The 22,176-nt window shown below is 57.4% G+C and carries 21 protein-coding genes and 3 tRNA genes; 18 read left to right on the forward strand and 6 right to left on the reverse strand.

The genetic code is table 11. The features are described 5' to 3' along the window. Positions 1–93: 93 nt before the first annotated feature. The 10 genes from ACWKWE_RS21650 to ACWKWE_RS21695 all read left to right on the forward strand — a co-directional run bounded on the left by ACWKWE_RS21650 (position 94) and on the right by ACWKWE_RS21695 (position 8,428). Positions 94–2,328: an AsmA family protein gene (locus ACWKWE_RS21650; protein WP_483851662.1), complete on the forward strand. Its 2,235-nt coding sequence runs from the start codon at positions 94–96 to the stop codon at positions 2,326–2,328. A 178-nt stretch (positions 2,329–2,506) separates the two neighbouring features. Continuing rightward, complete coding sequence (gene mutY / locus ACWKWE_RS21655) at positions 2,507–3,574, forward strand: A/G-specific adenine glycosylase (protein ID WP_483851663.1); 1,068 nt, start codon at positions 2,507–2,509, stop codon at positions 3,572–3,574. Then, positions 3,571–3,843, forward strand: coding sequence for an oxidative damage protection protein (locus ACWKWE_RS21660; protein ID WP_166594215.1), 273 nt, complete (start codon positions 3,571–3,573; stop codon positions 3,841–3,843). Before mutY ends, ACWKWE_RS21660 begins: the two co-directional genes overlap by 4 nt. Before the next feature lie 102 nt (positions 3,844–3,945). Then, positions 3,946–4,021, forward strand: a tRNA-Phe gene (locus ACWKWE_RS21665). Between the two features lie 683 nt (positions 4,022–4,704). Beyond that, a complete protein-coding gene (locus tag ACWKWE_RS21670) occupies positions 4,705–5,145 on the forward strand; it encodes a hypothetical protein (protein WP_483851664.1) in 441 nt (146 codons plus the stop codon). A gap of 366 nt (positions 5,146–5,511) precedes the next feature. Next, complete coding sequence (locus ACWKWE_RS21675) at positions 5,512–6,060, forward strand: hypothetical protein (RefSeq protein ID WP_483851665.1); 549 nt, start codon at positions 5,512–5,514, stop codon at positions 6,058–6,060. Positions 6,061–6,402: 342 nt separating this feature from the next. After that, a tRNA-OTHER gene (locus tag ACWKWE_RS21680) sits at positions 6,403–6,470 on the forward strand. 99 nt (positions 6,471–6,569) lie between these two features. Beyond that, positions 6,570–7,229, forward strand: coding sequence for a hypothetical protein (locus tag ACWKWE_RS21685; RefSeq protein WP_166594213.1), 660 nt, complete (start codon positions 6,570–6,572; stop codon positions 7,227–7,229). 66 nt (positions 7,230–7,295) lie between these two features. After that, positions 7,296–7,787, forward strand: coding sequence for a hypothetical protein (locus tag ACWKWE_RS21690; RefSeq protein WP_483851666.1), 492 nt, complete (start codon positions 7,296–7,298; stop codon positions 7,785–7,787). Between the two features lie 89 nt (positions 7,788–7,876). Next, positions 7,877–8,428 (forward strand): cytochrome b, encoded by a 552-nt coding sequence (locus ACWKWE_RS21695; RefSeq protein WP_483851667.1) that lies wholly within the window; start codon positions 7,877–7,879, stop codon positions 8,426–8,428. 196 nt (positions 8,429–8,624) lie between these two features. Here ACWKWE_RS21695 and gabP read toward each other — a convergent pair whose 3' ends face one another. Beyond that, complete coding sequence (gene gabP, locus ACWKWE_RS21700; protein WP_166594210.1) at positions 8,625–10,016, reverse strand: GABA permease; 1,392 nt, start codon at positions 10,014–10,016, stop codon at positions 8,625–8,627. Positions 10,017–10,102: 86 nt separating this feature from the next. Beyond that, entirely contained in the window at positions 10,103–10,426 is a 324-nt protein-coding gene (locus tag ACWKWE_RS21705) for a hypothetical protein (RefSeq protein ID WP_483851668.1), read from the reverse strand. Positions 10,427–10,437: 11 nt separating this feature from the next. Here ACWKWE_RS21705 and ACWKWE_RS21710 point away from each other — a divergent pair, with 11 nt between their 5' ends. The 8 genes from ACWKWE_RS21710 (at position 10,438) to ACWKWE_RS21745 (ending at position 17,405) form a co-directional block, all read left to right on the forward strand. Beyond that, positions 10,438–11,211, forward strand: a complete 774-nt coding sequence (locus ACWKWE_RS21710) for an ABC transporter ATP-binding protein (protein ID WP_483851669.1) — start codon at positions 10,438–10,440, stop codon at positions 11,209–11,211. Positions 11,212–11,224: 13 nt separating this feature from the next. Continuing rightward, positions 11,225–11,983 carry an ABC transporter substrate-binding protein gene (locus ACWKWE_RS21715; RefSeq protein ID WP_483851670.1) on the forward strand — a complete coding sequence of 253 codons (759 nt, stop codon included), beginning with the start codon at positions 11,225–11,227 and terminating at the stop codon, positions 11,981–11,983. Between the two features lie 64 nt (positions 11,984–12,047). After that, positions 12,048–12,743 carry an ABC transporter permease gene (locus tag ACWKWE_RS21720; protein ID WP_483851671.1) on the forward strand — a complete coding sequence of 232 codons (696 nt, stop codon included), beginning with the start codon at positions 12,048–12,050 and terminating at the stop codon, positions 12,741–12,743. Next, positions 12,740–13,429 (forward strand): ABC transporter permease, encoded by a 690-nt coding sequence (locus ACWKWE_RS21725; RefSeq protein WP_483851672.1) that lies wholly within the window; start codon positions 12,740–12,742, stop codon positions 13,427–13,429. The genes ACWKWE_RS21720 and ACWKWE_RS21725 overlap by 4 nt, the downstream gene beginning before the upstream one ends. A gap of 220 nt (positions 13,430–13,649) precedes the next feature. Further along, positions 13,650–14,855, forward strand: coding sequence for a methyltransferase (locus tag ACWKWE_RS21730; protein ID WP_483851673.1), 1,206 nt, complete (start codon positions 13,650–13,652; stop codon positions 14,853–14,855). Positions 14,856–15,151: 296 nt separating this feature from the next. Next, a tRNA-Thr gene (locus ACWKWE_RS21735) sits at positions 15,152–15,227 on the forward strand. 643 nt (positions 15,228–15,870) lie between these two features. Continuing rightward, a complete protein-coding gene (locus ACWKWE_RS21740; protein ID WP_371928484.1) occupies positions 15,871–16,563 on the forward strand; it encodes a YoaK family protein in 693 nt (230 codons plus the stop codon). A gap of 482 nt (positions 16,564–17,045) precedes the next feature. Then, the gene (locus tag ACWKWE_RS21745) at positions 17,046–17,405 is read left to right on the forward strand and encodes a DUF3597 family protein (protein ID WP_483851674.1); all 360 of its coding nucleotides are present in this window, start codon (positions 17,046–17,048) and stop codon (positions 17,403–17,405) included. Positions 17,406–17,478: 73 nt separating this feature from the next. On the opposite strand, the gene ACWKWE_RS21750 is transcribed toward ACWKWE_RS21745, so the two are convergent. The 4 genes from ACWKWE_RS21750 to ACWKWE_RS21765 form a co-directional block, all read right to left on the reverse strand. After that, positions 17,479–18,813, reverse strand: a complete 1,335-nt coding sequence (locus ACWKWE_RS21750; protein WP_483851675.1) for an MFS transporter — start codon at positions 18,811–18,813, stop codon at positions 17,479–17,481. A 124-nt stretch (positions 18,814–18,937) separates the two neighbouring features. Next, complete coding sequence (locus ACWKWE_RS21755; protein WP_166594201.1) at positions 18,938–19,876, reverse strand: hydroxymethylglutaryl-CoA lyase; 939 nt, start codon at positions 19,874–19,876, stop codon at positions 18,938–18,940. Beyond that, on the reverse strand, positions 19,873–21,066 hold the full coding sequence (locus ACWKWE_RS21760; RefSeq protein WP_166594200.1) for a CaiB/BaiF CoA transferase family protein: 1,194 nt from the start codon (positions 21,064–21,066) through the stop codon (positions 19,873–19,875). Before ACWKWE_RS21760 ends, ACWKWE_RS21755 begins: the two co-directional genes overlap by 4 nt. Before the next feature lie 104 nt (positions 21,067–21,170). Further along, complete coding sequence (locus ACWKWE_RS21765; protein WP_483851676.1) at positions 21,171–22,091, reverse strand: LysR family transcriptional regulator; 921 nt, start codon at positions 22,089–22,091, stop codon at positions 21,171–21,173. Positions 22,092–22,176: the final 85 nt, after the last annotated feature.

Raw genomic sequence — 22,176 nt, forward strand, 5'->3', positions numbered from 1 at the left:
GTAGCGTGCAAGGCCGATCGCAGCCCGGCACCTGCGTGAGAACGCTATACTCGCGGGCTAAATTTTGAACGATTCGATTACAAGGACTCGCCCATGAAAGCGTTCGGCAAAATCCTGGGACTTTTCATTCTCGGGCTGTTGCTGATCATCGTGGCTCTCGGCTTTGCCTTGACCCATCTGTTTGATCCCAACGATTACAAAGACGAGATTCGTAAACTGGTTCGCGACCGGGCCCATGTCGAACTGACCCTCAATGGCGATATCGGCTGGAGCCTCTTCCCGTGGCTTGGCCTTGAACTGCACGACGCCAGCATCGCGACGCTGCCCGAGCCGACCAAACCGTTCGCCGACCTGCAAATGCTCGGCCTTTCCGTGCGCGTGCTGCCGCTGCTGCGCAAGGAAGTGCAGATGAGCGACGTGCGCGTCGAAGGCCTGAACCTGATGCTGACCCGCGACGAAAGCGGGCATGGCAACTGGGAAGACATTGGCAAGGCCCCTGCAAAGGCCGCGAATCCTGCTCAGCCCCCGGCGGCCACCCAGCCTTCCAGCGAACCCGCCCAGGCACCCGCACAGTCGGAAAAAACCTGGCAACCGCTCAAGCTGGACATCGACAGCCTGACCGTGAACAACGCCCGCATCGATTTCAATGACATGCAGAAGGCCCGGCAATTCACCGCCGAGAGCATCCAACTGAGCACTGGCCCGATTCACAATGCGACCGACATTCCGGTCAAGCTGACCGCGTTCCTGAGCACCAATCAGCCCGTCTTGCGCACCAAGACCGAATTGACCGGCAAAGTCCGTTTCGACCGCGCCCTCAAGCGCTACCAGCTCGACGACATGCGTTTCTCGGGCGAAGCGGCGGGCGATCCGTTGCAGGGCAAGACACTGACGTTCTCCGCTCAAGGCCAACTGCTGGCTGACATGTCGGCCAACGTTGCCGAATGGACCAACCTCAAACTGTCGGCCAACCAATTGCGAGCGCTCGGCGAACTGCACGTGCGCGACCTGGACAAGGCGCCCCAGCTGAGCGGCGGCATTTCCATCGCTCAATTCAACCTGCGCGAATTCCTCGACAGCGTCGGCCAGACCGCGCCCACACTGGGTGAAAATAGCCTGACGCGGCTGGAAATGGTCAGCCGCATCGCCGCGACGCAGACCAGCGTTTCGCTGGATGATCTGACCTTGAAGGTTGACGACAGCACCTTCACCGGCCACGTCGCGGTAGACGATTTCGCCAAACAAGCCCTGCGCCTGCAACTCAAGGCCGACACCTTCGACGCCGACCGCTATCGTCCGCCGCAAAGCGATCAGGCCAAGGCTGCCGGCGCTGCGCGCAAGTCCGAAGTCCAGAGTGGCGAAGCTGACGCCTTGGTCGCTTCCGGTACGTCGCCACTGCCAAACCAGCCAACTCAAGGCGCCTGGAGCGATGCGCGACTGCTGCCGCTTGAACGCATGCGCACGCTCGACGTCGATGCGGACCTGAGCTTCGGCAAGCTGACGGTTGAGAAACTGGCGATTCAAAATGCAGCGTTGAAAACCTCGGCACTCGACGGCGTGGTCAAGCTCGACAGCCTGCGCGGCGATCTCTACAACGGCAATTTCGAGGTCAAAGGCAATCTGGATGTGCGTCCGGAAGTGCCGCTGGCCAGCGTGCAGACACGTATCGCCCGCGTACCGGTCGAGCGTTTCATCCAGAGTCAAGGCACCACGCCGCCGCTGCGTGGCTTGCTGACGCTGAACAGCGACGTCACCGCCAAAGGCAACAGCCAGAAAGCGCTGGTCGAAAGCCTTAACGGCACGGCCAATTTCGCACTGAACGACGGTGTGCTGGTCAACGCCAACCTTGAGCAACAGCTGTGTCGCGGAATTTCGGTGCTGAACCGCAAAACGCTGAGCGGCGATCCGCGCGGCAAGGACACCCCGTTCCAGCAGCTCAACGGCAATCTGGTGTTCCGCAACGGCGTGGCCAGCAACCCGGACCTGAAAGTCCGCACGCCGGGCCTGACGGTCAACGGCGACGGCGACATCGACCTGCGCGTGCTGGGCATGAACTACCGCGTCGGTGTGATCATCGAAGGCGACAAGAGCGACATGCCGGACCCGGCCTGCGAAGTGAACCCGCGCTTTGTCGGCATCGAATGGCCAATCCTCTGCCGGGGTCCGCTGGAACTGGGCGCCAAGGCCTGCCGCCTCGATAACGATGGCCTGGGCAGAGTCGCCGCCAAACTGGCGACAGACCGGATCGGCGACAAGATCGATGAAAAGCTGGGGGACAAGGTCAGTCCCGAGCTCAAGGATGCCATCAAGGGATTGTTCAAGCGGTAAATTGGCAGCCCCGCTTTTCCCTGTAGGAGCGAATTCGTTCTGGGCGGCATCCCGACGATGCGGTGGTACAGACGATAGAAATGTGTCGAATGTACTGCCCTCTCGCAAATGAATTCGCTCCCACAGAGTTCAGGGCTCCTACACATAGACACGTCCTCTCTGACAATTCGGAACCACGATGCAACCCGAGCAGTTCTCCTCCGCCGTCCTCGACTGGTACGACCGTCACGGCCGCCACGACCTTCCCTGGCAACACGACATCACCCCCTACCGCGTCTGGGTGTCGGAAATCATGCTGCAACAGACCCAAGTCAGTACCGTGCTCGGCTATTTCGACCGGTTCATGGAAGCGCTGCCCACCGTTCAGGCCTTGGCCGACGCGCCGGAAGACGAAGTGCTGCACCTGTGGACCGGACTCGGTTATTACACCCGCGCCCGCAATCTGCAGAAGGCCGCCAAAATCGTCGTCGCTCAGCATGGCGGCGAATTCCCCCCCGACGTTGAACAGCTCACCGAACTGCCGGGCATCGGTTTGTCCACCGCAGGCGCGATCGCCAGCATCAGCATGGGCCTGCGCGCGCCGATCCTCGACGGCAACGTCAAACGCGTTCTGGCGCGCTTTACAGCGCAGGAAGGCTATCCGGGCGAACCCAAGGTCGCCAAACAGATGTGGACGACCGCAGAGCGCTTCACGCCCCATAGCCGCGTCAACCACTACACTCAGGCGATGATGGATCTCGGCGCGACCCTCTGCACCCGCAGCAAACCCAGCTGCCTGCTCTGCCCACTGGAGCGCGGGTGCGAAGCGCACATGCTCGGACAGGAAACGCGGTACCCGATCCCCAAACCGCGTAAGACCGTTCCGCAGAAACGCACCTTGATGCCTATTTTCGCCAACCGCGAAGGCGAGATTCTGCTCTATCGCCGTCCCTCGACCGGGTTGTGGGGAGGGCTCTGGAGCCTGCCGGAACTGGACGCGGTCGAGGACATGCAGCATCTGGCCGATCAACATTCGCTGGAGATGGGCGAACATCACGCGCTTCCCGGGCTGGTCCACACCTTCAGTCACTTTCAGTTGACCATCGAACCCTGGCTGGTCCGGGTCGAGGAGTCCGCCCATCACGTGGCCGAGGACGACTGGCTCTGGTATAACCTCGCCACCCCGCCGCGCCTGGGCCTCGCCGCCCCGGTGAAAAAGCTGCTGAAACATGCAGCCGACGTTTTGAATGCAGGAGAGTCGTCATGACCCGCACCGTAATGTGCCGCAAATACAAAGAAGAACTGCCAGGCCTTGAGCGCCCCCCGTACCCCGGTGCCAAAGGCGAGGACATCTACAACCACGTCTCACAGAAAGCCTGGGCCGACTGGCAGAAACACCAGACCCTGCTCATCAACGAGCGTCGTTTGAACATGATGAACGCCGAAGACCGCAAATTCCTCCAGACCGAGATGGACAAGTACCTCTCGGGCGAAGAGTACGCCAAGGCCGAAGGCTACGTTCCACCGTCCGAATAACCCTTTGCAGACGGGGTTCGTCGTAAGCGGAGGAAATAATTCAAATTTTTTTCAACAACACGCTTGACGACCTCCTGAAAAACACGTCTAATGCGCCCCGTTGCCCAGATAGCTCAGTCGGTAGAGCAGGGGATTGAAAATCCCCGTGTCGGCGGTTCGATTCCGTCTCTGGGCACCAAAACATCTAAGCCCCTGATTCCGCAAGGATTCAGGGGTTTTTTGTTTGTGCCGCAAAAACCTAGCCCGCCTAACTGGTACACAAGGGCGGTAAACATGGCATCTCACAGCCGTATTATGATCGGGCCATCAGTGCCCCGACTTCGTGCGCTCACGACTCCCCCACGGGGAAATCGCCCACTTTTCTGCTCTGAGGGCACTCTTAAGCACGCACAGTGAATCTGGTCCGCGATGGGATCAACGCTCCTGCATGCGTAGGAATACTTCAAGCTATGCGCACCTAGGTTCATATGTGGTTGACGGCCACCCACCGGCTTACTGCGTTCTGAGTCTGTTTCGATTGAAGCGGTAATGAAACTCCGCTCAAACTAGAAATAAAGATTGCAACCGTTATGTGAATAAAGTTCTCAGCAGCGGTATTGCGCCTCAGCGAGCTAGCCAAGAATGCCACTGACGTGAGGGACAAAGGAGCATCGCGTCTGGCTCTTGCGGAAAACCAGGTCACACTTACAAACACATGATACTCCGCGAAGGCTAGCGGTATGAAAACATGAATGGGCTGGTGAAGATAGCTAAGCCCGTAAAGTACCTAAATCATGAGTTGTAAAATTATTCTGCTCCAGATATAACAAGAAAGCTAAAGCTTCGCCCCCCCCATAACCGTCACGACAAAGGACGTCAGCAATGATCGAAGTACCTGATTACGAATTTGACGGATATCTGTGCACTACGAAAGGCGAAAGATATCTATGCGACATTCGACTTTGGCTGCCTAAAGAAACGGCGTCAGACGCGAGCATTGAGGTTGTTGTAATAGGTGAACTGGGTAACTCTAAAGAGCTTCAAGGACTCGTTTCGCTAATTAGCGAAGAGGCGGTTGATGCAGCAGGCTTACATTTTGAGGCCAAAGGGGCGTACATCAGGAGCAGTCGTTCAATAGCCCAGAAAAGGAGGACTGGTGGGACTAGGTTAAAATTCCTCCACATCAGCAGCTGGACCATCGAAAAATTCCGCTCAAAAAAAGATAAAAAATCTAATAGCCCGGACATGTTAGACTCGGTGATTGTTAAATTGAGCGCTATAAATTACGGCATCTCAAAAGTATTCGATACTTTCACGCCCTAAGGCAATAGGACCATTGAGGAGTTAGAACCTCCAAAACTGCTATCAATGAGGGGGATTTCTGATGAAGTTAGTTGTGAATGGAGCTTACAGCGCTACTGGGAATGGTCTAAGACAAGTCGCTCTAAGATCACAGCTACAAGCTATACAGTGCTGTCACTATGCAATGCGGCGGAGCGGCACTCCGACCTAACATCCGAAGAACTCCTAAAGCTAGCCGATGATACTTGTCTACTTCTCACATTGGCGGCTCGGCACCGTGTTTTTCCTTACACTATCACCAGATCAGGGCGCAGCAATACAACAAACTACTGGCCTAATCCTTTGCAACGGCAACGCGCTACCACTGAAGAGGAAGCCTCAGGCCCCTTGATAGCACCACAAAATATCGAAGATTATTTCATCCACATGTCGAAATGGTGGAGCAGCTTAGATTCAATTAAGAAAGATGCAATAAGACTGGCTATCTTTTCGATAAACCCCTCAACCGACTCCACGATAGAATCAAGCTATATTGCTAGATTTTCAGCGTTCGAAGGGTTAGTGAAAAGATGGGCGCCTCTAGATGCAGGAAAACTAAAGCTTAGAGGCAAAGCAGACGCAATGCTGCAACTCTACACCCCACGCATCTTAGACCTATGGCCTTTGTTCGACAACACAGGCGGGAAGTCGCTCTACTGGATACGTAATGAACTCGCGCACGGGCGCGAGGTAATGAGACTTGCCCCCGGGGCGCTCTCACTTGCTAATGATCATTTACACCTCTGGCTAGAATACATATTACTCGCTATTGCGGGGTACTCACATGAAATCTACTGGGACGACTGGCTGAGCAACGAGGTATCATCACAACGAGATCAGTTAAGGCAAATGTCTGCCATGCTTGAGCAGCAAGCAACCTCCCTAATAAGGACCTAATTTTCATTACATACCCATGCGAGATTTTACCAGAGCAGCATGCGCAATCGTGATGCTACTCGCCATAAATTATGATGAATACAATTTACGAGTACCATTAGCCTTGATCATTCTGCTCCGATAACACCTCCCTGCACGCAAGTTAAACAATTGCGGAATAGGCGCCAAAGAATCTAATGAGGCGGACAGCTGACCGCCGAGAGGGGACGCAAATTTAGCTTCAGGCTTACGCACCGCTGAAACACCAACCGCCTTAGGGAATGCGGCAGCACATTTTCGAGTGCTCGCCAGAGCCTATGTACGCATACTCAGTACACAGGCAATACCTTAACTCGGCGGAAAGCCCCGTGCTTATTGAACTTGGATGTCAATGCAAAGAGTCGGCGGTTCGATTCCGTCTCGGGGCACCACCAATACCGAAAAACCCATGCATCGAAAGATTCAGGGGTTTTTTATTGGGTGCGATTTACTAACATGGCAACCCTGACGCCAAGCGAAGGAGAACCATCGTGCCATCCGCTCAAAAGCAGCAGAAACGCGCCAAGCGCGCCAAGGACAAAGCCAAACAAGGTCGTGTCGCACGCCATAGTCCTCAGGCGGCTGATCCGATCGTTCCGGACTATTTCATGCCCGACCTCCTCCCTGAGGAATATTACGAGGAAGACATCGACGACGATGTTCTTCTGGAGGCCTACGTTGACCCTGAGCTTCTGGCGAGCATGGATGACGAAGAGCGAGAAGCCATGGCCGCGCTGCTCAGAGACGATTCGGAAGTAACAATCACCGAGGAGGAGTTGCTGCTTTTGGATGTCTTCGAAACCCCAGCACCTGAGCCCACTAAAAAACAACGTCGAGACCATTTCGAAGCGCTCAAGCTGGCTGAACAGGACGGCCTGCACGCCCTCCTGCTTGCGTTCGCACGAGGCCCAGTCGCTGCACACGCGTTGTACAACATCGACTTCGACAAGTACGACGACATCCTGCTAGGCACTATCGGCAGCTATCTTCAGTGGGCGCACGGCCTGAATGAGGAAACCGTCCGCACGCGCATCAACAGCGATGAATTCCGCGAGGCATTGTGCAATGTCTACAGCGAAATCGAAGAACAGACGCTCATTGAGCAATACACGACAGGCGGCAGCAAACAGGACGAAGCCGGCCAAGACTGAATACAATGTGCGCCCGCTCATTCCGGGCCATGAAAATGGCTGTACCGCATAAAGGAAATCGCCTCCATGGCCTCCCCAGACAAACAGCAAAAACGCGCCCAACGGGCCAAAGCCAAGGCCAAGCAGAACCGTTCGGGCAAAGGTAAGCCGAGCCCGGTTCATCCGGTGCTGAACCACGCGATCGTCAACGAGCCATTCGATGATGTGACGATTGACCTGAGCACGTTCGACTTCAAGGACATCATGGAAAACGGCTTCGAGCCTGCCGACTACGATGACCTGTTCCAGGCCATGAAAGCCGCCGAGTCGATCAGCCTGCTGGCGATGTGCGTTGTGTTCCTGCAATACCCGGTGCTGGAATTGGTGATTGCGGAGGAAGAGGAAGATCCGGCCACTGACTTCCTCATGGCGTTGCTGATCGTCTATCGCGGCATCTTTCATGATGAAGAAGAAGACGTGACTGTTGAATGGCTGGGCAGCGATATCTTCCAGGATGCCTACAACCAGGCGTCGGACATCTTGACCATGAAGAACTCGCGAGACGCGGGTCGCCGCTGACACACGCGCTTTTATTTGCATGACACCGATCAAGACGGTAGCGTTGCGCCTCCACGAGAATGCAACTTCTTCTCAATAAGGCTGCCGTTTTGAAACACCCTCACTCCCGTTCTTCTGTGCTGACAGCGGTAGAAGCAACTCCTTACACCAAGCCCCGAATTTTCCTGCACTGGCTGTCCGCCGCTGTCATTCTCTGGGCGACGCTCAGTGGCTTTGGCGTTGCGTTGCTGAACACCCAAGACCCGTTCCGGCAATGGGTCGAATCGTTCAATCCGCAGATCACCAGTCTGTTCATCCCGTTCTTCGCCTGGCGTCTGTGGCTAGCCATCAAGGCTAATCCCCCTTACACGCGCACCTCAGCGCACGAACGCTTGGTCTCGTTGGCACACATGGCGATCTACGCAGCCGTTTCGGGCGTGCTGATCACCGGCGTGCTGATGATGAGCCACCCGGTCACGCTCATGGCGGTTGTAACGCTGCCACAGCTTATTCACTCAAAGATCGCGTTGCTGGAACTGCACGAGTTGCATCACGTCTTGTGCGCGATTTTGGCGGGGTTGGTGGCGTTGCATCTGACGGCGGTCGTGCTGCATCAGGTGCGGGGGAAATCGGTGTTGGGAAGGATGAGCCTCGACCGATAAAACGCTTAACACTTGCCAAGCCGCTTCATCGCTGCTCGATAAACAGCACCTGAATAATGCCCTGAAGCGTACGTTAAAAAGCATAGATAGATATGCCCTTTCGAATGCTTGAATGTGCTTGGGCAAAAAAAAACGGCCGCCCCCATCCCTGAAAGCAGCCGTTTCTTCTCACTGGCAACGCCAGCTCAATCACTCATCAATTCAGCACAACTTTCCCGGCCTTGCTCGCCTTGCGGCGGCTCGACACGATCAAACCCGCTGCGACGACCAAAATACTCAGCAGGCCGGTGGCGATGATTTCCATGCGGTGGCCTTCCTGGAACAGCATGATGGTCAGGACTGCGACGATGAACACGATCACCGCCCAGGTCAGGCCCGGGAACAGCCACATGCGGAAGTCGATGGCCTGGCCTTCTGCTTCGCGCTTACGGCGCATGCGCAGTTGCGAGACGGCGATCACCAGGTACACCAGCAGCGCGATGGCGCCGGAGCTGGCGAGCAGGAAGTCGAACACAGCAGCCGGTGCGACGTAGTTGGCGAACACGGCAGCGAAAGCGGCAGCGGTCGACAGCAGCACGGCCCAGTACGGGGTGCCGGCTTTGCTGGTGCGTTGCGAAACGGCTGGCGCATCGCCTCGCTTGCCCAGGGAGAAGAGCATGCGCGAAGCGGTGTACAGCGCCGAGTTGAGGCAACTGGTTACGGCAACCAGAACGACCAGGTCTACGATCAGCTTGGCGTTCGGGATGCCCATCAGGTCGAGGACGGTCTGGTAGGAACCGACTTCGGCCAGACGGCTGTCATTCCACGGCACCAATGCAACGACCAGGAAAATCGACACGAGGTAGAACAGGCAAATCCGCCAGATCACCGAGTTGGTGGCCTTGGTGATTTGCTGGCCCGGGTTCTTCGATTCCGCCGCCGCGATGGTGACGATTTCGGTGCCCATGAACGAGAACATGGTGGTCAGCATGGCAGCCAACACGGCACCCATGCCGTTCGGCAGGAAACCGTTGGTGTCCCACAGATGGCTGACGCCGCTGACCTGGCTGCTTGGCAGCAGGCCGAACATGGCCGCAATGCCCAGAATCACGAAGCCGATGATCGCCAAGACCTTGATCAGCGCGAACCAGAACTCGAATTCACCGTAGTTCTTGACGCTGAACAGGTTGGTCGCCGTCAGCACCAGCGTAATGACCAGGGTGAAAGCCCAGATCGCGATGTTCGGGAACCACGCGTGAAGGATGGTCGCCGCAGCGTTGGCTTCCAACGGAATCACCAACACCCAGAACCACCAGTACAGCCAGCCGATGGTGAAACCCGCCCAGTGACCGATCGCACGGTCTGCGTAGGTCGAAAACGAACCGGTGTCCGGCGAAGCCACTGCCATTTCGGCCAACATGCGCATCACGAGAACCACCAGCGTACCGGCTGCCGCGTAGGCCAGCAGAACCGCTGGACCCGCTTCGGCAATGGCGTGACCAGAACCGACGAAGAGACCCGCACCGATCACACCTGCAATGGAGAGCATGGTGATGTGACGCGGTTTGAGCCCCTGATCGAGGTTTGAAGAATTTGGGGTACTGCTCATGTAAGCAACCTTTAAGAATTTTTATACGGATCAGAGCGATTTGCGACCCTTCGTAAAAAGATCACAACAGCACTGTTATTTATTTTTTACGCAAGAATTACGCCAAGATATTTCAAAAGCGACGTCGTGCGCGGATATGCCCGTTGCAAAGGCGTTTGATAAGTGTCTGAGACGAATAGCGTTTTGCCATTTCTGTAGGAAACGTTACCAACCGCAACAGCATAGAGACGTTTTGTCGCACCGAAAATACACACTTGGCGACATACAGCACCAAATTGGCGCAAGCTTACCCTCTCCCGACATTCCATCTGGCCGAAATACCCTTCCCCACGGCGTTTAAAGCTGGCACCATCGCGCCCTTTTTGCGCAGGGCCAGCTCGTTTGCCGTGCGCCATCAGTACCGAATACACGAGGTTTCAACATGGCCCAGGCAACGCCCGCCCTGGAAATTCGCGATTTGCATAAACGCTACGATCAGCTTGAGGTGCTCAAGGGCATCTCGCTGACTGCACGGGACGGCGACGTGATTTCAATTCTGGGCTCGTCCGGTTCTGGCAAGTCGACGCTGCTGCGCTGTATCAACCTGCTCGAAAACCCGCACAAGGGTGAAATCCTCGTCGCGGGCGAAGCCCTCAAACTCAAAGCTTCGCGCAAGTGTGAACTGATCGCTGCCGACACTCGTCAGATCAATCGCCTGCGCAGCGAGATTGGCTTCGTATTTCAGAACTTCAATCTGTGGCCGCACATGACCGTACTCGATAACATCATCGAGGCGCCGCGCCGGGTTTTGGGGCAAACGAAGGCCGAGGCGATCGAAGTGGCAGAAGCGTTGCTCGCCAAAGTGGGCATCGCGGATAAACGTCATGTGTACCCGGCGCAACTGTCGGGCGGTCAGCAGCAAAGAGCAGCCATCGCCCGTACGCTGGCCATGCAACCCAAAGTGATTCTGTTCGACGAGCCGACCTCTGCGCTTGACCCCGAGATGGTGCAGGAAGTGCTCAGTGTGATTCGTGGCCTGGCCGAAGAAGGCCGGACCATGTTGATGGTGACTCACGAAATGAATTTCGCCCGGCAGGTGTCCAGTGAAGTGGTCTTCCTGCACCAGGGGCGCGTGGAAGAACAAGGATCGCCGCAGCAGGTCTTCGATGACCCGCAATCGGCACGCTGCAAACAATTCATGTCCAGCAATCGCTAACGGAGCAACATCGATGCAGACCCTGAAAAACATTCTGGTGGCCGCTCTTCTGGTCGTCGCCTCCAGCGCCGTTGCTGCCGACACCCTGAAAATGGGCATCGAGGGCGCCTACCCCCCGTTCAACAACAAGGATGCAAGCGGCCAAGTCGTGGGCTTCGACGTCGAAATCGGCAACGCCTTGTGCGCCAAGATGAAAGTCACCTGCGAGGTCGTCACTTCCGACTGGGATGGCATCATCCCGGCGCTGAACGCTCAGAAATTCGATTTCATCATCTCGTCGATGTCGATCACAGAAGATCGCAAGCAGGCCGTGGACTTCACGAACCCGTACTACTCGAACAAACTGCAATTCATCGCGCCAAAAGCCACCAACCTGACCGGCGACCCCGCGGCGATCAAGGAAGCCCTGAAAGGCAAGACCATCGGCGCCCAGCGCGCGACCTTGGCTGGCACCTGGCTGGAAGACAACTGGGGCAACGACGTGACCGTCAAGCTCTACGACTCGCAGGAAAACGCCTTTCTCGACCTCACTTCCGGTCGCGTGGATGCCCTGCTGGGCGACAAATACGCCAGCTATGAGTGGCTGAAGAGCGACGCAGGCAAGAACTTCGAATTCAAGGGCGAGCCGATGTTTGGCGAAGACAAGATCGGTATTGCCGTGCGCAAGGATGATCCGCTGCGCGACAAGCTGAACACCGCCCTGAAAGAAATCATCGAAGACGGCACCTACAAAAAGATCAACGACAAGTATTTCCCGTTCAGCATCCTCTGACCCGCCTGACCAGTATCGCCGCACTCAACCTGCGGCGGTGCCGATCCGTCAACCAAGCAAAGCCATGAACTTCGATCTCCAAGGATTCGGCCCGGCCCTCGCGGCTGGCATGCTGATGACGATTCAACTCGCGCTGTCCGCCCTGTGCCTGGGCCTCATCCTGGGACTGCTCGGCGCCCTCGCCAAAACCTCGCCCAACCGTATTCTGCAATGGATCGGCGGGGTGTATTCGACGCTGGTGCGCGGCATTCCCGAACTGCTGTGGGTGCTGCTGATCTATTTCGGCACCGTGAGTTCGATGCGCGCCATCGGGCATGTGTTCGGCATCCCCAACCTGTCGCTCAGCGCCTTCGCTGCAGGCGTCATCGCTCTGGGCCTGTGCTTCGGCGCATACGCAACTGAGGTGTTTCGCGGCGCCATGCTGTCGATCCCGAAAGGGCATCGCGAAGCAGGGCTGGCGTTGGGCATGTCCCGGTCGCGCATCTTCATCAAACTGGTCATGCCGCAGATGTGGCGCATCGCACTGCCAGGCTTGGGCAACCTTTTCATGATCCTGATGAAGGATACGGCGCTGGTATCGGTGATCGGGCTTGAAGAAGTCATGCGACACGCGCAGATCGCCGTCACGACTACCAAACAGCCGTTCACCTTCTATATGGTCGCGGCGCTTATGTACCTGGGCATGACAGCGATGTCGATGATCGGCCTTGCATGGCTGGAACGCCGCGCATCGGTGGGTTTTGTGAGGAGCGCGTCATGAGTTGGGAATTCGTCCTCAAGTGGCTGCCCAAATTGCTGCAAGGGGCCACGCTTACACTGGAATTGGTCGCCATCGCCGTTGTGGCGGGGCTGATCCTGGCGATTCCGATGGGCATCGCTCGGGCCTCGCGAAACGCGTATGTCCGCGCCGTGCCCTACGCCTACATCTTCTTCTTTCGCGGCACGCCGCTACTCGTCCAACTGTTTCTTGTCTATTACGGCCTCGCCCAGTTCGAAGCCGTGACGCAAAGCGTGCTGTGGCCGTACCTGCGTGAACCGTTTTTCTGCGCCGCGCTGACCATGACGCTGCACACCACTGCATACATTGCCGAGATCCTGCGCGGCGCGATCCAGGCCGTGCCGCCCGGCGAAATCGAAGCCGCTCGCGCATTGGGCATGTCCAAGGGCAAGGCGCTGGTCTATATCATCCTGCCTCGCGCCGCCCGCATCGGTCTGCCCGCTTACAGCAACGAAGTCATTCTGATGCTCAAAGCCAGCGCCCTCGCCAGCACGGTGACCCTGCTCGACATCACGGGGATGGCCCGCACGATCAACGCACGGACCTACATGCCAGAGCAGACGTTCTTCATCGCGGGCGTGATCTATCTGGTGATGTCGTTTGTGTTGGTGCAGGGATTCAAACTGCTGGAGCGGTATCTGCGGGTGGATGCGAGCCAAGGACGCTGAGGTTCCGGCCACTGCCTGTCGACTCGCTTTTGATTCTGCCCGGAGGGCGTAGGAGCAAGCTTGCTCCGGGCCGCGATCGGACGATCTGGCGCAGCGGCAGCAAAATCTACAACGCGTTGTATCTGATACAACGAGGTCATCCGGTTTTGCTCTGGCAAAGGTGCCACCCTTATCTCAAAGCCCGTAAGCTTGACCTCCAGCCTAAATCACCGCCCAGCCCATGCCCCCGCATACCGCAGACCTCACATCCCGCTTCCTCGCGCTCGACGCCTTCCTGCTCGTGCACCAAGACCTGTGGCGGCCGAAACCCTTCACCCATCGCGAATTACCGTGGGAAGCCGCGCACCCGGAACTGTCCATATGGCTGCGCCAACGCTCACTGGAAGATGCCGAAGCGGCCCATAACCATCCAGAGACACTCGAAGCGCCAGAGCCTTTCACGCACATCGCGAAACAATCTGCAGCGCTTAGCCAAACCGACGCCCTGCCAACCCACGCCCTCAACGCCATCTCCTCACGCATGAGCGTCGATGTGCCCGGCCGCAAATGGCAACAGATCGAAGCTTTCGCCAGCAGCCTGAGTTTTCGGAAAGCGCCCACGCACTGGCTCGACTGGTGTTCGGGCAAAGGCCACCTCGGCAGACGCCTCGCCCACGACGGCCAGGCCCTGACCTGCCTCGAATACGACGCCACGCTGGTTGAAGCAGGTCGGCAACTCAGCCACAAGCTCGGCGTTCACGCGGCGCATCTGCATCAAGACGTCATGGCCGAAACGGCGACCGACCAACTCGCAGCTCACCACACCCCCGTCGCCCTGCATGCCTGCGGCGACCTCCACGTACGCCTCATGCAACTCGCCAGCGAGGCTGACTGCCAACAGATCGCCATCGCCCCCTGCTGCTACAACCGCATCGCCAGCGAGCACTACCAAGCCCTGTCAAACGAAGGTCAGGCATCAACCCTCAGCTTGTCACTCGACGACCTCGGTCTGCCCCTCAGTGAAACGATCACAGCAGGCGCCCGCGTTCGTCGGCAGCGCGACATCTCCATGGCCCGCAGGCTGGCATTCGACCTGCTGCAACGCCAACTGCGCGGCATCGACGACTACCTGCCAACGCCCTCGCTTCCCAGCGCTTGGCTCGACAAACCCTTCAACGACTACTGCCGCGACCTCGCCGCGCTCAAACAACTGCCCGAGCCTGGCAACCGAGACTGGCCCGCCCTTGAAGCAACCGGCTGGCAACGACTGGCCGAAGTGCGCAACCTCGAACTGCTCCGCAACCTCTTCCGCCGCCCCCTCGAACTCTGGCTCATCCTCGACCGCGCCCTCTTCCTGCAACAACGCGATTACGAGGTGCGAGTCGGCACCTTCTGCCCGTCACACGTGACACCCCGCAATCTGCTCATCCTCGCCGAGCGGAAATGACCGAGTACAAGCACAAAGCCCTGTGGATAACTCTGTTGACGAAATTCCCACGAACGCACAGAAATCCTGATTCGCAACCGATTCACACATCTGGTTATTTTTTGACCAGGTGTTAAATTTTCGAAAAAACAGTAGCTTGCGAACGAATGAGAAGAGTTCCACAAAACGGCCTTTTGCAACGAGCTCGATGGACCGCTTGTGAATAACGGTAATTGCGACAGGTCATAAGCCTCGCAAAAAAACTTGAATTAGGGCTTTACTCGCCCGATCAAATCCCTATAATCAGCGCCCACAACGCCGGTATAGCTCAGTTGGTAGAGCAACTGACTTGTAATCAGTAGGTCCCGGGTTCGACTCCTGGTGCCGGCACCATACAAAACAAAGGCTCGCAGAAATGTGGGCCTTTTGTTTTTGTCCCGTGCGTAACAACTCATGTACCAAGTCAGATCATCCGGCCTAAGGAGCAGCATGGTTGCTTCCTGTAGTGAGTTGCCTGTGGCTTGGAAGAAATAGGACTGGAGTTTTCGCGGACTACAGGGATTGCTCTAGTCGCGCTCATTCTTCCTATACTTCTATGGCAAATTGACCTGTCATCGAGCGCCTTGACGCCTGCCTTGTCTCGACGTCTTCGCTACAGCCTGCAGCAAATATCTAAAATCTTCAGATCCCCCTAAACGTGCAGAACATCGAGTCGCCGTATGCGGCTATGTTGGAACGCGTGGATATTGGCAAGGAGTGCTCTTGGATTTGACCAGTAGCCGGGACCAGACAGAACAAGAGTTGAGGCTGACCCAAAAGGCGCAAACCTCCATTCTTCAGATTCAGGGCGCTGCTTGACGGTCATTGATTGATGCAGTAGCGAAATTCGCAGAAACTTCTGACACTCTATGAACAGGAGGACAGGCGGGAACGCGTCTTGGCATCGTGCCGTGAGCATTAGAACGGGATGCTGCCCCCTGCCTGCCCATCAAATGCGAGACAGATTGTCTCGGGTCTGTACATCGTCGAGGTCGTAGTGCTTCCAGAGCCTAAATATTCTGGTGCCAAAGCCAGGCAAATGTTCCGGTTTCGTGGACGGATAGGTCTCTGTTTCGTTGCCAGTCTTTCGTTCATCGCCGGTATGACGGACTCGATCAGTTTTATGGTCACTGGCGACTTTGTCTCATTCATGAGCGGCAATACTACACGCCTTGCGGCGTCGCTAAGCACGAGCAACTTTGTCTTGGCCCTCCACATCGCCCTGCTCGTAGCAACGTTCGTCGTAGGAAATGCCTTAGGGGTGATAGCTGCAACCTACAGTGGCCGCCGGTCGTGGCCCCTACTTCTTTGCATTGGGCTGCTGCTCTGCGTTGGCGGATTTCTCGGAGAAAACACGATAGCGCCTATCTTGGCGGTACTTGCCATGGGGATGATTAACGCGGTCGTCGAGGAAGTGAATGGTTTGCCCATAGGGCTAACCTACGTCACCGGGGCATTATCACGGTTTGGACGAGGTCTGGGCCGCGCGATCTTAGGGCAACAGCGGATCGGATGGCGTGTTCAGCTTGTACCTTGGAGCGGCATGCTTGTTGGTGCAATTGCAGGCGGCACAATGGCGCACACACTTTCTTTCAAGGCCATGGTCATTAGCGGCGTTATCACTTTGGGGGTCGGCATCGCATCGGCAGCGATTCCACGAAGCTGGCAGTCTAAATACATGCCGAAGTGAGCCGCTTACAACGACCCACTCTCTCCAACGAAATAACCACCAGTCTAGACGCGTACTTACGCGTTATCTCCCGTCCCTCTCGACGAGCATCGAAGACGGGGCGCGCCTTCACCACTCGTCCGATATCAACCTCAACCCAGAACGCTCTGGAACCGAACCCTCCCCCCGCCACTCCAGTAATTAGCGGCTACGCTGCAACCTGACTGATCTGCCACACGTTTTATGGACTGCACCCACGCACATGGCAGTGACGATCCCATTTCCAGCAATGGAAGCCGTTTTGACCGTCTCGGGGAATGTATTCGCTCCATAGCCTGAATTCGCATAGCGCAGGTGCGTGTTTGGCGCGTGTGTTGGTGCGCACAGGCTTTTGTGAAGACATGTCAGTCGCCGCGACGACGGAGATGGCGATTCTGTACGGACGGGCAATTGCCTGTCGGCCGTTTCTCGAACAGTTCGATCACTGAAAAAAGGGACTTACTATGAGCATTATCAGCAGCATTCTTGAAAAACTCGGGTTTGGGACGGCTAACGCCAGCACGCAGGCATCGCCAGATGCGCCGACTGCGCCCACGGCGGGGAGCGCGTCGCCTTCTCCTGGAGCGAGCAGCCAGCCTACGCCTGATCAGCTCAGCGCCGAAATTACGAAGTTGAAGGAGGGCAACCCAGGGCTGAATCCCCAGTCGTCCATCGTGGACTTGCTCAAGGCATTGAAGCTCGACAGCAGCATGGAAAATCGGAAGAAGTTGGCCGAGGAGGTCGGGATTTCGTCCTACGAGGGCACCGCGGAGCAGAACATCGAGTTGCATAAAGCCGTGTTGAACAAGGCGACTCAGGGATAACGCTCGAACCAGACGATGCGGCCTTATACCTGCACAAAAAGCTGCGCCTGAAGTCAGGCGCAGCTTTCAGGCGTCAGTCGTGATTCTTATCCAACGTCCGCAACTTCTCGGGCAACGCCCACAACAACAAACCTGCCGCAATCACGCTGGTGACGCCAATCACGTACAGCGCTGGCGTGGTGCTGCCTGTCATGTCCTTGATGCTGCCGACCATGATCGGGCTGACGATGCCGCCGAACTGGCCAAGGGTGTTGATCAGCGCGATGCCGCCTGCCGCGCCTGCGCCTGCACCGGCCAGCAGCTTCGGCGGCAGGGTCCAGAATGCCGGGATGGAAGCAACGATGCCGCCACCGAGCATGGCCAGGGAGAGGATCAGCATGCTGGTGTGCTGAGCGAAAATCCCCGCGCTGAAGAAGCCGATGGCACCCAGCACGACCAGACCGCAGACAAATTTGCGACGCTCGCCGCTGGCGTCTGACAGGCGTCCGATCACAACCATGCTGATGGCGCCGCAGATGTAAGGGATGGCGGTGAGTAGGCCGATCACGACCGGGCTTTCGACACCTGCGCTGCGAATCAGCTGAGGCGCCCAGAAGTTGAGGCCGTAGGACGCAACCTGAATCAGAAAGTAGATCAGGCCAAGCATCAGGAAGCCGGGCATTTTCAGGGCGGTCAGCAGCGAGCCATGTTTATTAGGCTCATGCTGGGCGATGCGGCTGGAAAGATAGTTTTTTTCGGCGTCGGTCAGCCAATGGGCGTCTGAAACGCGGTCTTTGAGGATCTTGAGCACAGCGATACCAAGTGCAATGCAAGGCAGGCCGCCGAGCAGGAACAGCCAGTGCCAGCCGCGCATTTGCATGACGCCGTCCATGTGGCCCAGCACCAGGCCGGAAATCGGCGCACCGAGCAGACCGGCGAAGGCCGAGGCGAGAAACAGGATCGATGTGATACGTCCACGGTAGGTCTGTGGGAACCACAGCGTCAGATAAAACAGTACGCCGGGTGCGAAACCGGCTTCCATGGCGCCGATGATGAAGCGCAGCACGTAGAACTGCCATTCAGCGTTGACGAACACCATCAGCGCCGTCGCGATGCCCCAGGAAATCATGATCCGGGCAATCCAGCGGCGGGCGCCAACCTTGTAGAGCATGATGTTGCTCGGCACCTCGAACAGCACGTAACCGATGACGAACAGGCTCGCGCCGAGGCCGTACGCGGTGTCGCTCAGGCTCAGGTCGGTTTGCAGCTGAAACTTGGCGAAGCTGATGTTGATGCGGTCAAAGAATGCGAACAGGTAGCAGACCATGATCAACGGCATCAGCCGCCACGCGACTTTGCGGATCAACGCTTTTTCGGCGTTCACAACGTCCACGACGCTGCTATTGGGGTTTAGAACGGAGATAGTCATTGCGGTCACTCCAGTTGGACTTCCCAAAGGGAGCCCTATTGTTTTTGTTGTCTGGACGAATACGCGGCGAGGCGTATTCGTTCGTATTCGGTAAAGCGTTTGGCTACAGATGTCTCGCGATAAATCAGCCCGGCAGATGTTCAGGCGCGGGATGCAAATCACAGTTGCGCCCTGCCTTGGCAACTTGCCCCGGCATTTCATGCCCGAGCAGCGCAGGCAGGCCGCGCGAGAGTTTCAGGAGATGCGGCAGGTCGACACCGGTCTCGATCCCCATTTCTTCGCACATGTTCACAAGGTCTTCAGTGCAGATATTTCCTGATGCGCCAGGCGCGAACGGGCAACCGCCCAAGCCACCCAACGACGCATCAAAACGGCGAGCGCCTGCCTCGTAGGCCGCGAGGACATTGCTGAGCCCCAACCCACGGGTGTTATGGAAGTGCAGCGTCAGTGCCGACGCGGGTATGCGGGTCAGCACGCGCTGTACCAGCCGATGCACCTGACGCGGGTTGGCCATGCCTGTTGTGTCCGCCAGCGAAATGCCCTGCATGCCCAGTTCCAGGTAGGCATCGACGATCTGCAGCACGCGGTCTTCGTCGATCTTGCCCTCGAATGGACAACCGAACGTCGTGGCGATAGAGCCGTTGAGACTCACGGGATGGCCAGCGGCGAAGGAAACGACGTCGCCAAACGCACTGAGCGACTGCTCGCAGCGCATGCGCATGTTCGCCAGGTTGTGGGTCTGGCTGGCGGACATCACCAGATTCAGCTCGTTGGCACCTGCGTCTATCGCACGCTGCGCCCCCTTGAGGTTGGGGATCAGCGCCACGTAAATCACGCCCGGGTGGCGCAAGATTCCACGAAACACCTCGTCGCCATCACGCAGCGCGGGAATGGCCTTGGGCGAAACAAAAGAGCCGGCCTCGATGCGGCTGAAACCGGCTAGAGAAAGCTGATCGATGAGCTCGATTTTGTCGGGTGTTTCGACCCAAGTGGGCTCGATTTGCAAACCGTCGCGCGGCGAAACTTCCTGGACGATCAAACGCTCGGAAAAGTCGGTGATCATTGCACCACCCCCTCTGTTTTGAGTTGTGCGATATCGGCAGCGGTCAGGCCCAGATCGCTCAGGACGCTGTCAGTGTGTTGACCCAAGGCAGGCCCTTGCCAGTTCACCGAACCCGGTGTTTCGGAGAGTTTGGGCACGATGCCGGGCATTTTCACGTGGGCGCCGCCGGGCAGTTGCGCGTCGAGGATCATCTCGCGCGCCTGATAGTGAGGGTCGGCCACAATGTCAGCGACGTTATAGATCCGGCCGGCGGGCACTTCCGCCTGTTCAAGCGCCTCAAGGACGTCGTCGATAGGCAAATTGGACGACCATGCGCTGATCACCGCATCGAGCATCTCGCTTTGCGCAGCACGGCCATCGTTCTGTGCAAGCTCAGGGGCTTCAGCCAGGTCAGGACGGCCAATCGTGTGCATCAAGCGCTTGAAAATCGGATCGCTGTTGCCGGCGATGACGACAAATGCGCCATCAGCGGTCGGATAGGTGTTGGAGGGTGCGATGCCGGGCAGTGCACCGCCGGTGCGCTCACGAACATGGCCAAGCATGTCGTATTCCGGCACTAGGCTTTCCATGAGGTTAAACACGCTTTCGACCAGCGAGACATCGACGATCTGGCCATCGCCTTGCCCGGTTTTCACGCGCAGCAACGACATCAGCGCGCCCATCACAGCGTGCATCGAAGCCAGTGAATCACCGAGGCTGACGCCCACTCGCGCCGGAGGCGAACCGGGGGTGCCGGTGGTGTAACGAATGCCGCCCATGGCCTCGCCGATGGCACCAAAGCCCGGACGATCACGATAAGGACCGGATTGGCCGTAGCCCGAGATACGAACCAGCGTCAGCTTGGGGTTCAAGGCGTGTAGGACATCCCAGCCGAGACCGAGTTTTTCCAGCGCGCCGGGGCGCAAGTTTTCGATCAACACGTCGGCGCTTTCGGCCAGACGCTTGACGATCTCGATGCCTTCGGGGGATTTGAGGTTCAGCGACAGGGATTTTTTGTTCCGAGACTGGAGATACCACCACAGCGAGGTGCCCTCGTGCAGCTTTCGCCATTTACGAAGCGGGTCACCCTGTCCCATGGATTCGATCTTGATCACCTCAGCGCCGAACTCGCCCATCAAGCGTGCGGCGAAGGGCGCTGCGATCAGTGTGCCGATTTCAATTACGCGCACACCGTTCAGGGGGCCTGTCATAGCGGATACCTCAGTGTTTCTTGGAATTTGTACCCAAGACTAGAGGACCGGGGTTTCGCAAATCCAACCGTATGTTGGCAAGGATCGTTCGCGAAACGCGAACGCTAGCGACCGTGCTGCTCGTGCTGCTGGAGGTGATCGAACAGCAAAAGGCTGACCGGGGATAACGCGGCCTTGTCGCGCACCACCAGAATCAATGTGCGTTTGGCCCACGCATCGCTCAAGCCTACGGCTGTCAGGCCTAATGGTGTGCCCAGCAAATCAAACGCCTTACGCGGCAGGACGCCTATTCCCATGTTCGCCTGCACCATTCGGCACATCGCGTCGAAGCCCGGAACATGAATACGCACGCGTAGAGGTTTGCCGTGGGAGCGCGCTGCCGTGTGGGTGCGCATGTTGATGGAGCTGGCGGCGTGCAGGCCGATGTGATCACTGCCCAGTGTGTCTTCGAAAGCGACGTGATGCCGTTGAGCCAGCGCATGGTCGGAACGCATGACCACGACCAACTCGTCGCGCCTGTACGGCACGCTATAGAGACCCTGAACATCGGTGTCTTCCGAACAGATGCCGATGTCGGCAACGCCGTCGATCAAGCCTTGAACCACGCCGGTGCTGGGCCGCTCTTCTAGATCGACCTTGACCCGTTCATGGCTGATGGTGAAGTCGTGCAGGTCTTCCGGGAGAAACTGAATAATCGCCGAAAGGTTAGCCAACATGCGTACATAGCCGCGCATGCCTTGCAGGTGCTCATCGAGTTCAAGACCCATCTTTTCCAGGTCGAACAGCATGCGCCGAGCATGGTGCAACAGGGTTTCACCCGCAGCGGTCAGCACCATGCCTTTGGCGTTGCGCACGAACAACCCAATGCCCAAGACCTCTTCGAGCTCCATCAATCGCTTGCTGGCGGCCGATACAGCAATGGCCTCGCGAGCCGCTGCACGGGTCAGCGTGCCTTCTTCATGCACGGCAACGAACAGCTTGAGGGTGATCAGATCAAGGCGACGAATGAGATTTTTGTGAAGCATGGGCAGGTCTCGGCCACGGGGCCCGCTCAGCATATACGTAAAACGACGGCTGGCTATCATCCCACCAGAACAGGAATTTGGAAGA

The sequence above is a fragment of the Pseudomonas salicis genome, from assembly GCF_057128705.1.

Coding starts and splice junctions, on each gene's coding strand:
- ACWKWE_RS21650 (WP_483851662.1), top strand. CDS start 94: ATGAAAGCGTTCGGCAAAATCCTGGGACTTTTCATTCTCGGGCTGTTG.
- ACWKWE_RS21715 (WP_483851670.1), top strand. CDS start 11,225: ATGCAGACCCTGAAAAACATTCTGGTGGCCGCTCTTCTGGTCGTCGCC.
- ACWKWE_RS21745 (WP_483851674.1), top strand. CDS start 17,046: ATGAGCATTATCAGCAGCATTCTTGAAAAACTCGGGTTTGGGACGGCT.
- ACWKWE_RS21750 (WP_483851675.1), bottom strand. CDS start 18,813: ATGACTATCTCCGTTCTAAACCCCAATAGCAGCGTCGTGGACGTTGTG.
- mutY (WP_483851663.1), top strand. CDS start 2,507: ATGCAACCCGAGCAGTTCTCCTCCGCCGTCCTCGACTGGTACGACCGT.
- ACWKWE_RS21720 (WP_483851671.1), top strand. CDS start 12,048: ATGAACTTCGATCTCCAAGGATTCGGCCCGGCCCTCGCGGCTGGCATG.
- ACWKWE_RS21670 (WP_483851664.1), top strand. CDS start 4,705: ATGATCGAAGTACCTGATTACGAATTTGACGGATATCTGTGCACTACG.
- ACWKWE_RS21710 (WP_483851669.1), top strand. CDS start 10,438: ATGGCCCAGGCAACGCCCGCCCTGGAAATTCGCGATTTGCATAAACGC.
- ACWKWE_RS21760 (WP_166594200.1), bottom strand. CDS start 21,066: ATGACAGGCCCCCTGAACGGTGTGCGCGTAATTGAAATCGGCACACTG.
- ACWKWE_RS21730 (WP_483851673.1), top strand. CDS start 13,650: ATGCCCCCGCATACCGCAGACCTCACATCCCGCTTCCTCGCGCTCGAC.
- ACWKWE_RS21690 (WP_483851666.1), top strand. CDS start 7,296: ATGGCCTCCCCAGACAAACAGCAAAAACGCGCCCAACGGGCCAAAGCC.
- ACWKWE_RS21765 (WP_483851676.1), bottom strand. CDS start 22,091: ATGCTTCACAAAAATCTCATTCGTCGCCTTGATCTGATCACCCTCAAG.
- gabP (WP_166594210.1), bottom strand. CDS start 10,016: ATGAGCAGTACCCCAAATTCTTCAAACCTCGATCAGGGGCTCAAACCG.
- ACWKWE_RS21660 (WP_166594215.1), top strand. CDS start 3,571: ATGACCCGCACCGTAATGTGCCGCAAATACAAAGAAGAACTGCCAGGC.
- ACWKWE_RS21725 (WP_483851672.1), top strand. CDS start 12,740: ATGAGTTGGGAATTCGTCCTCAAGTGGCTGCCCAAATTGCTGCAAGGG.
- ACWKWE_RS21755 (WP_166594201.1), bottom strand. CDS start 19,876: ATGATCACCGACTTTTCCGAGCGTTTGATCGTCCAGGAAGTTTCGCCG.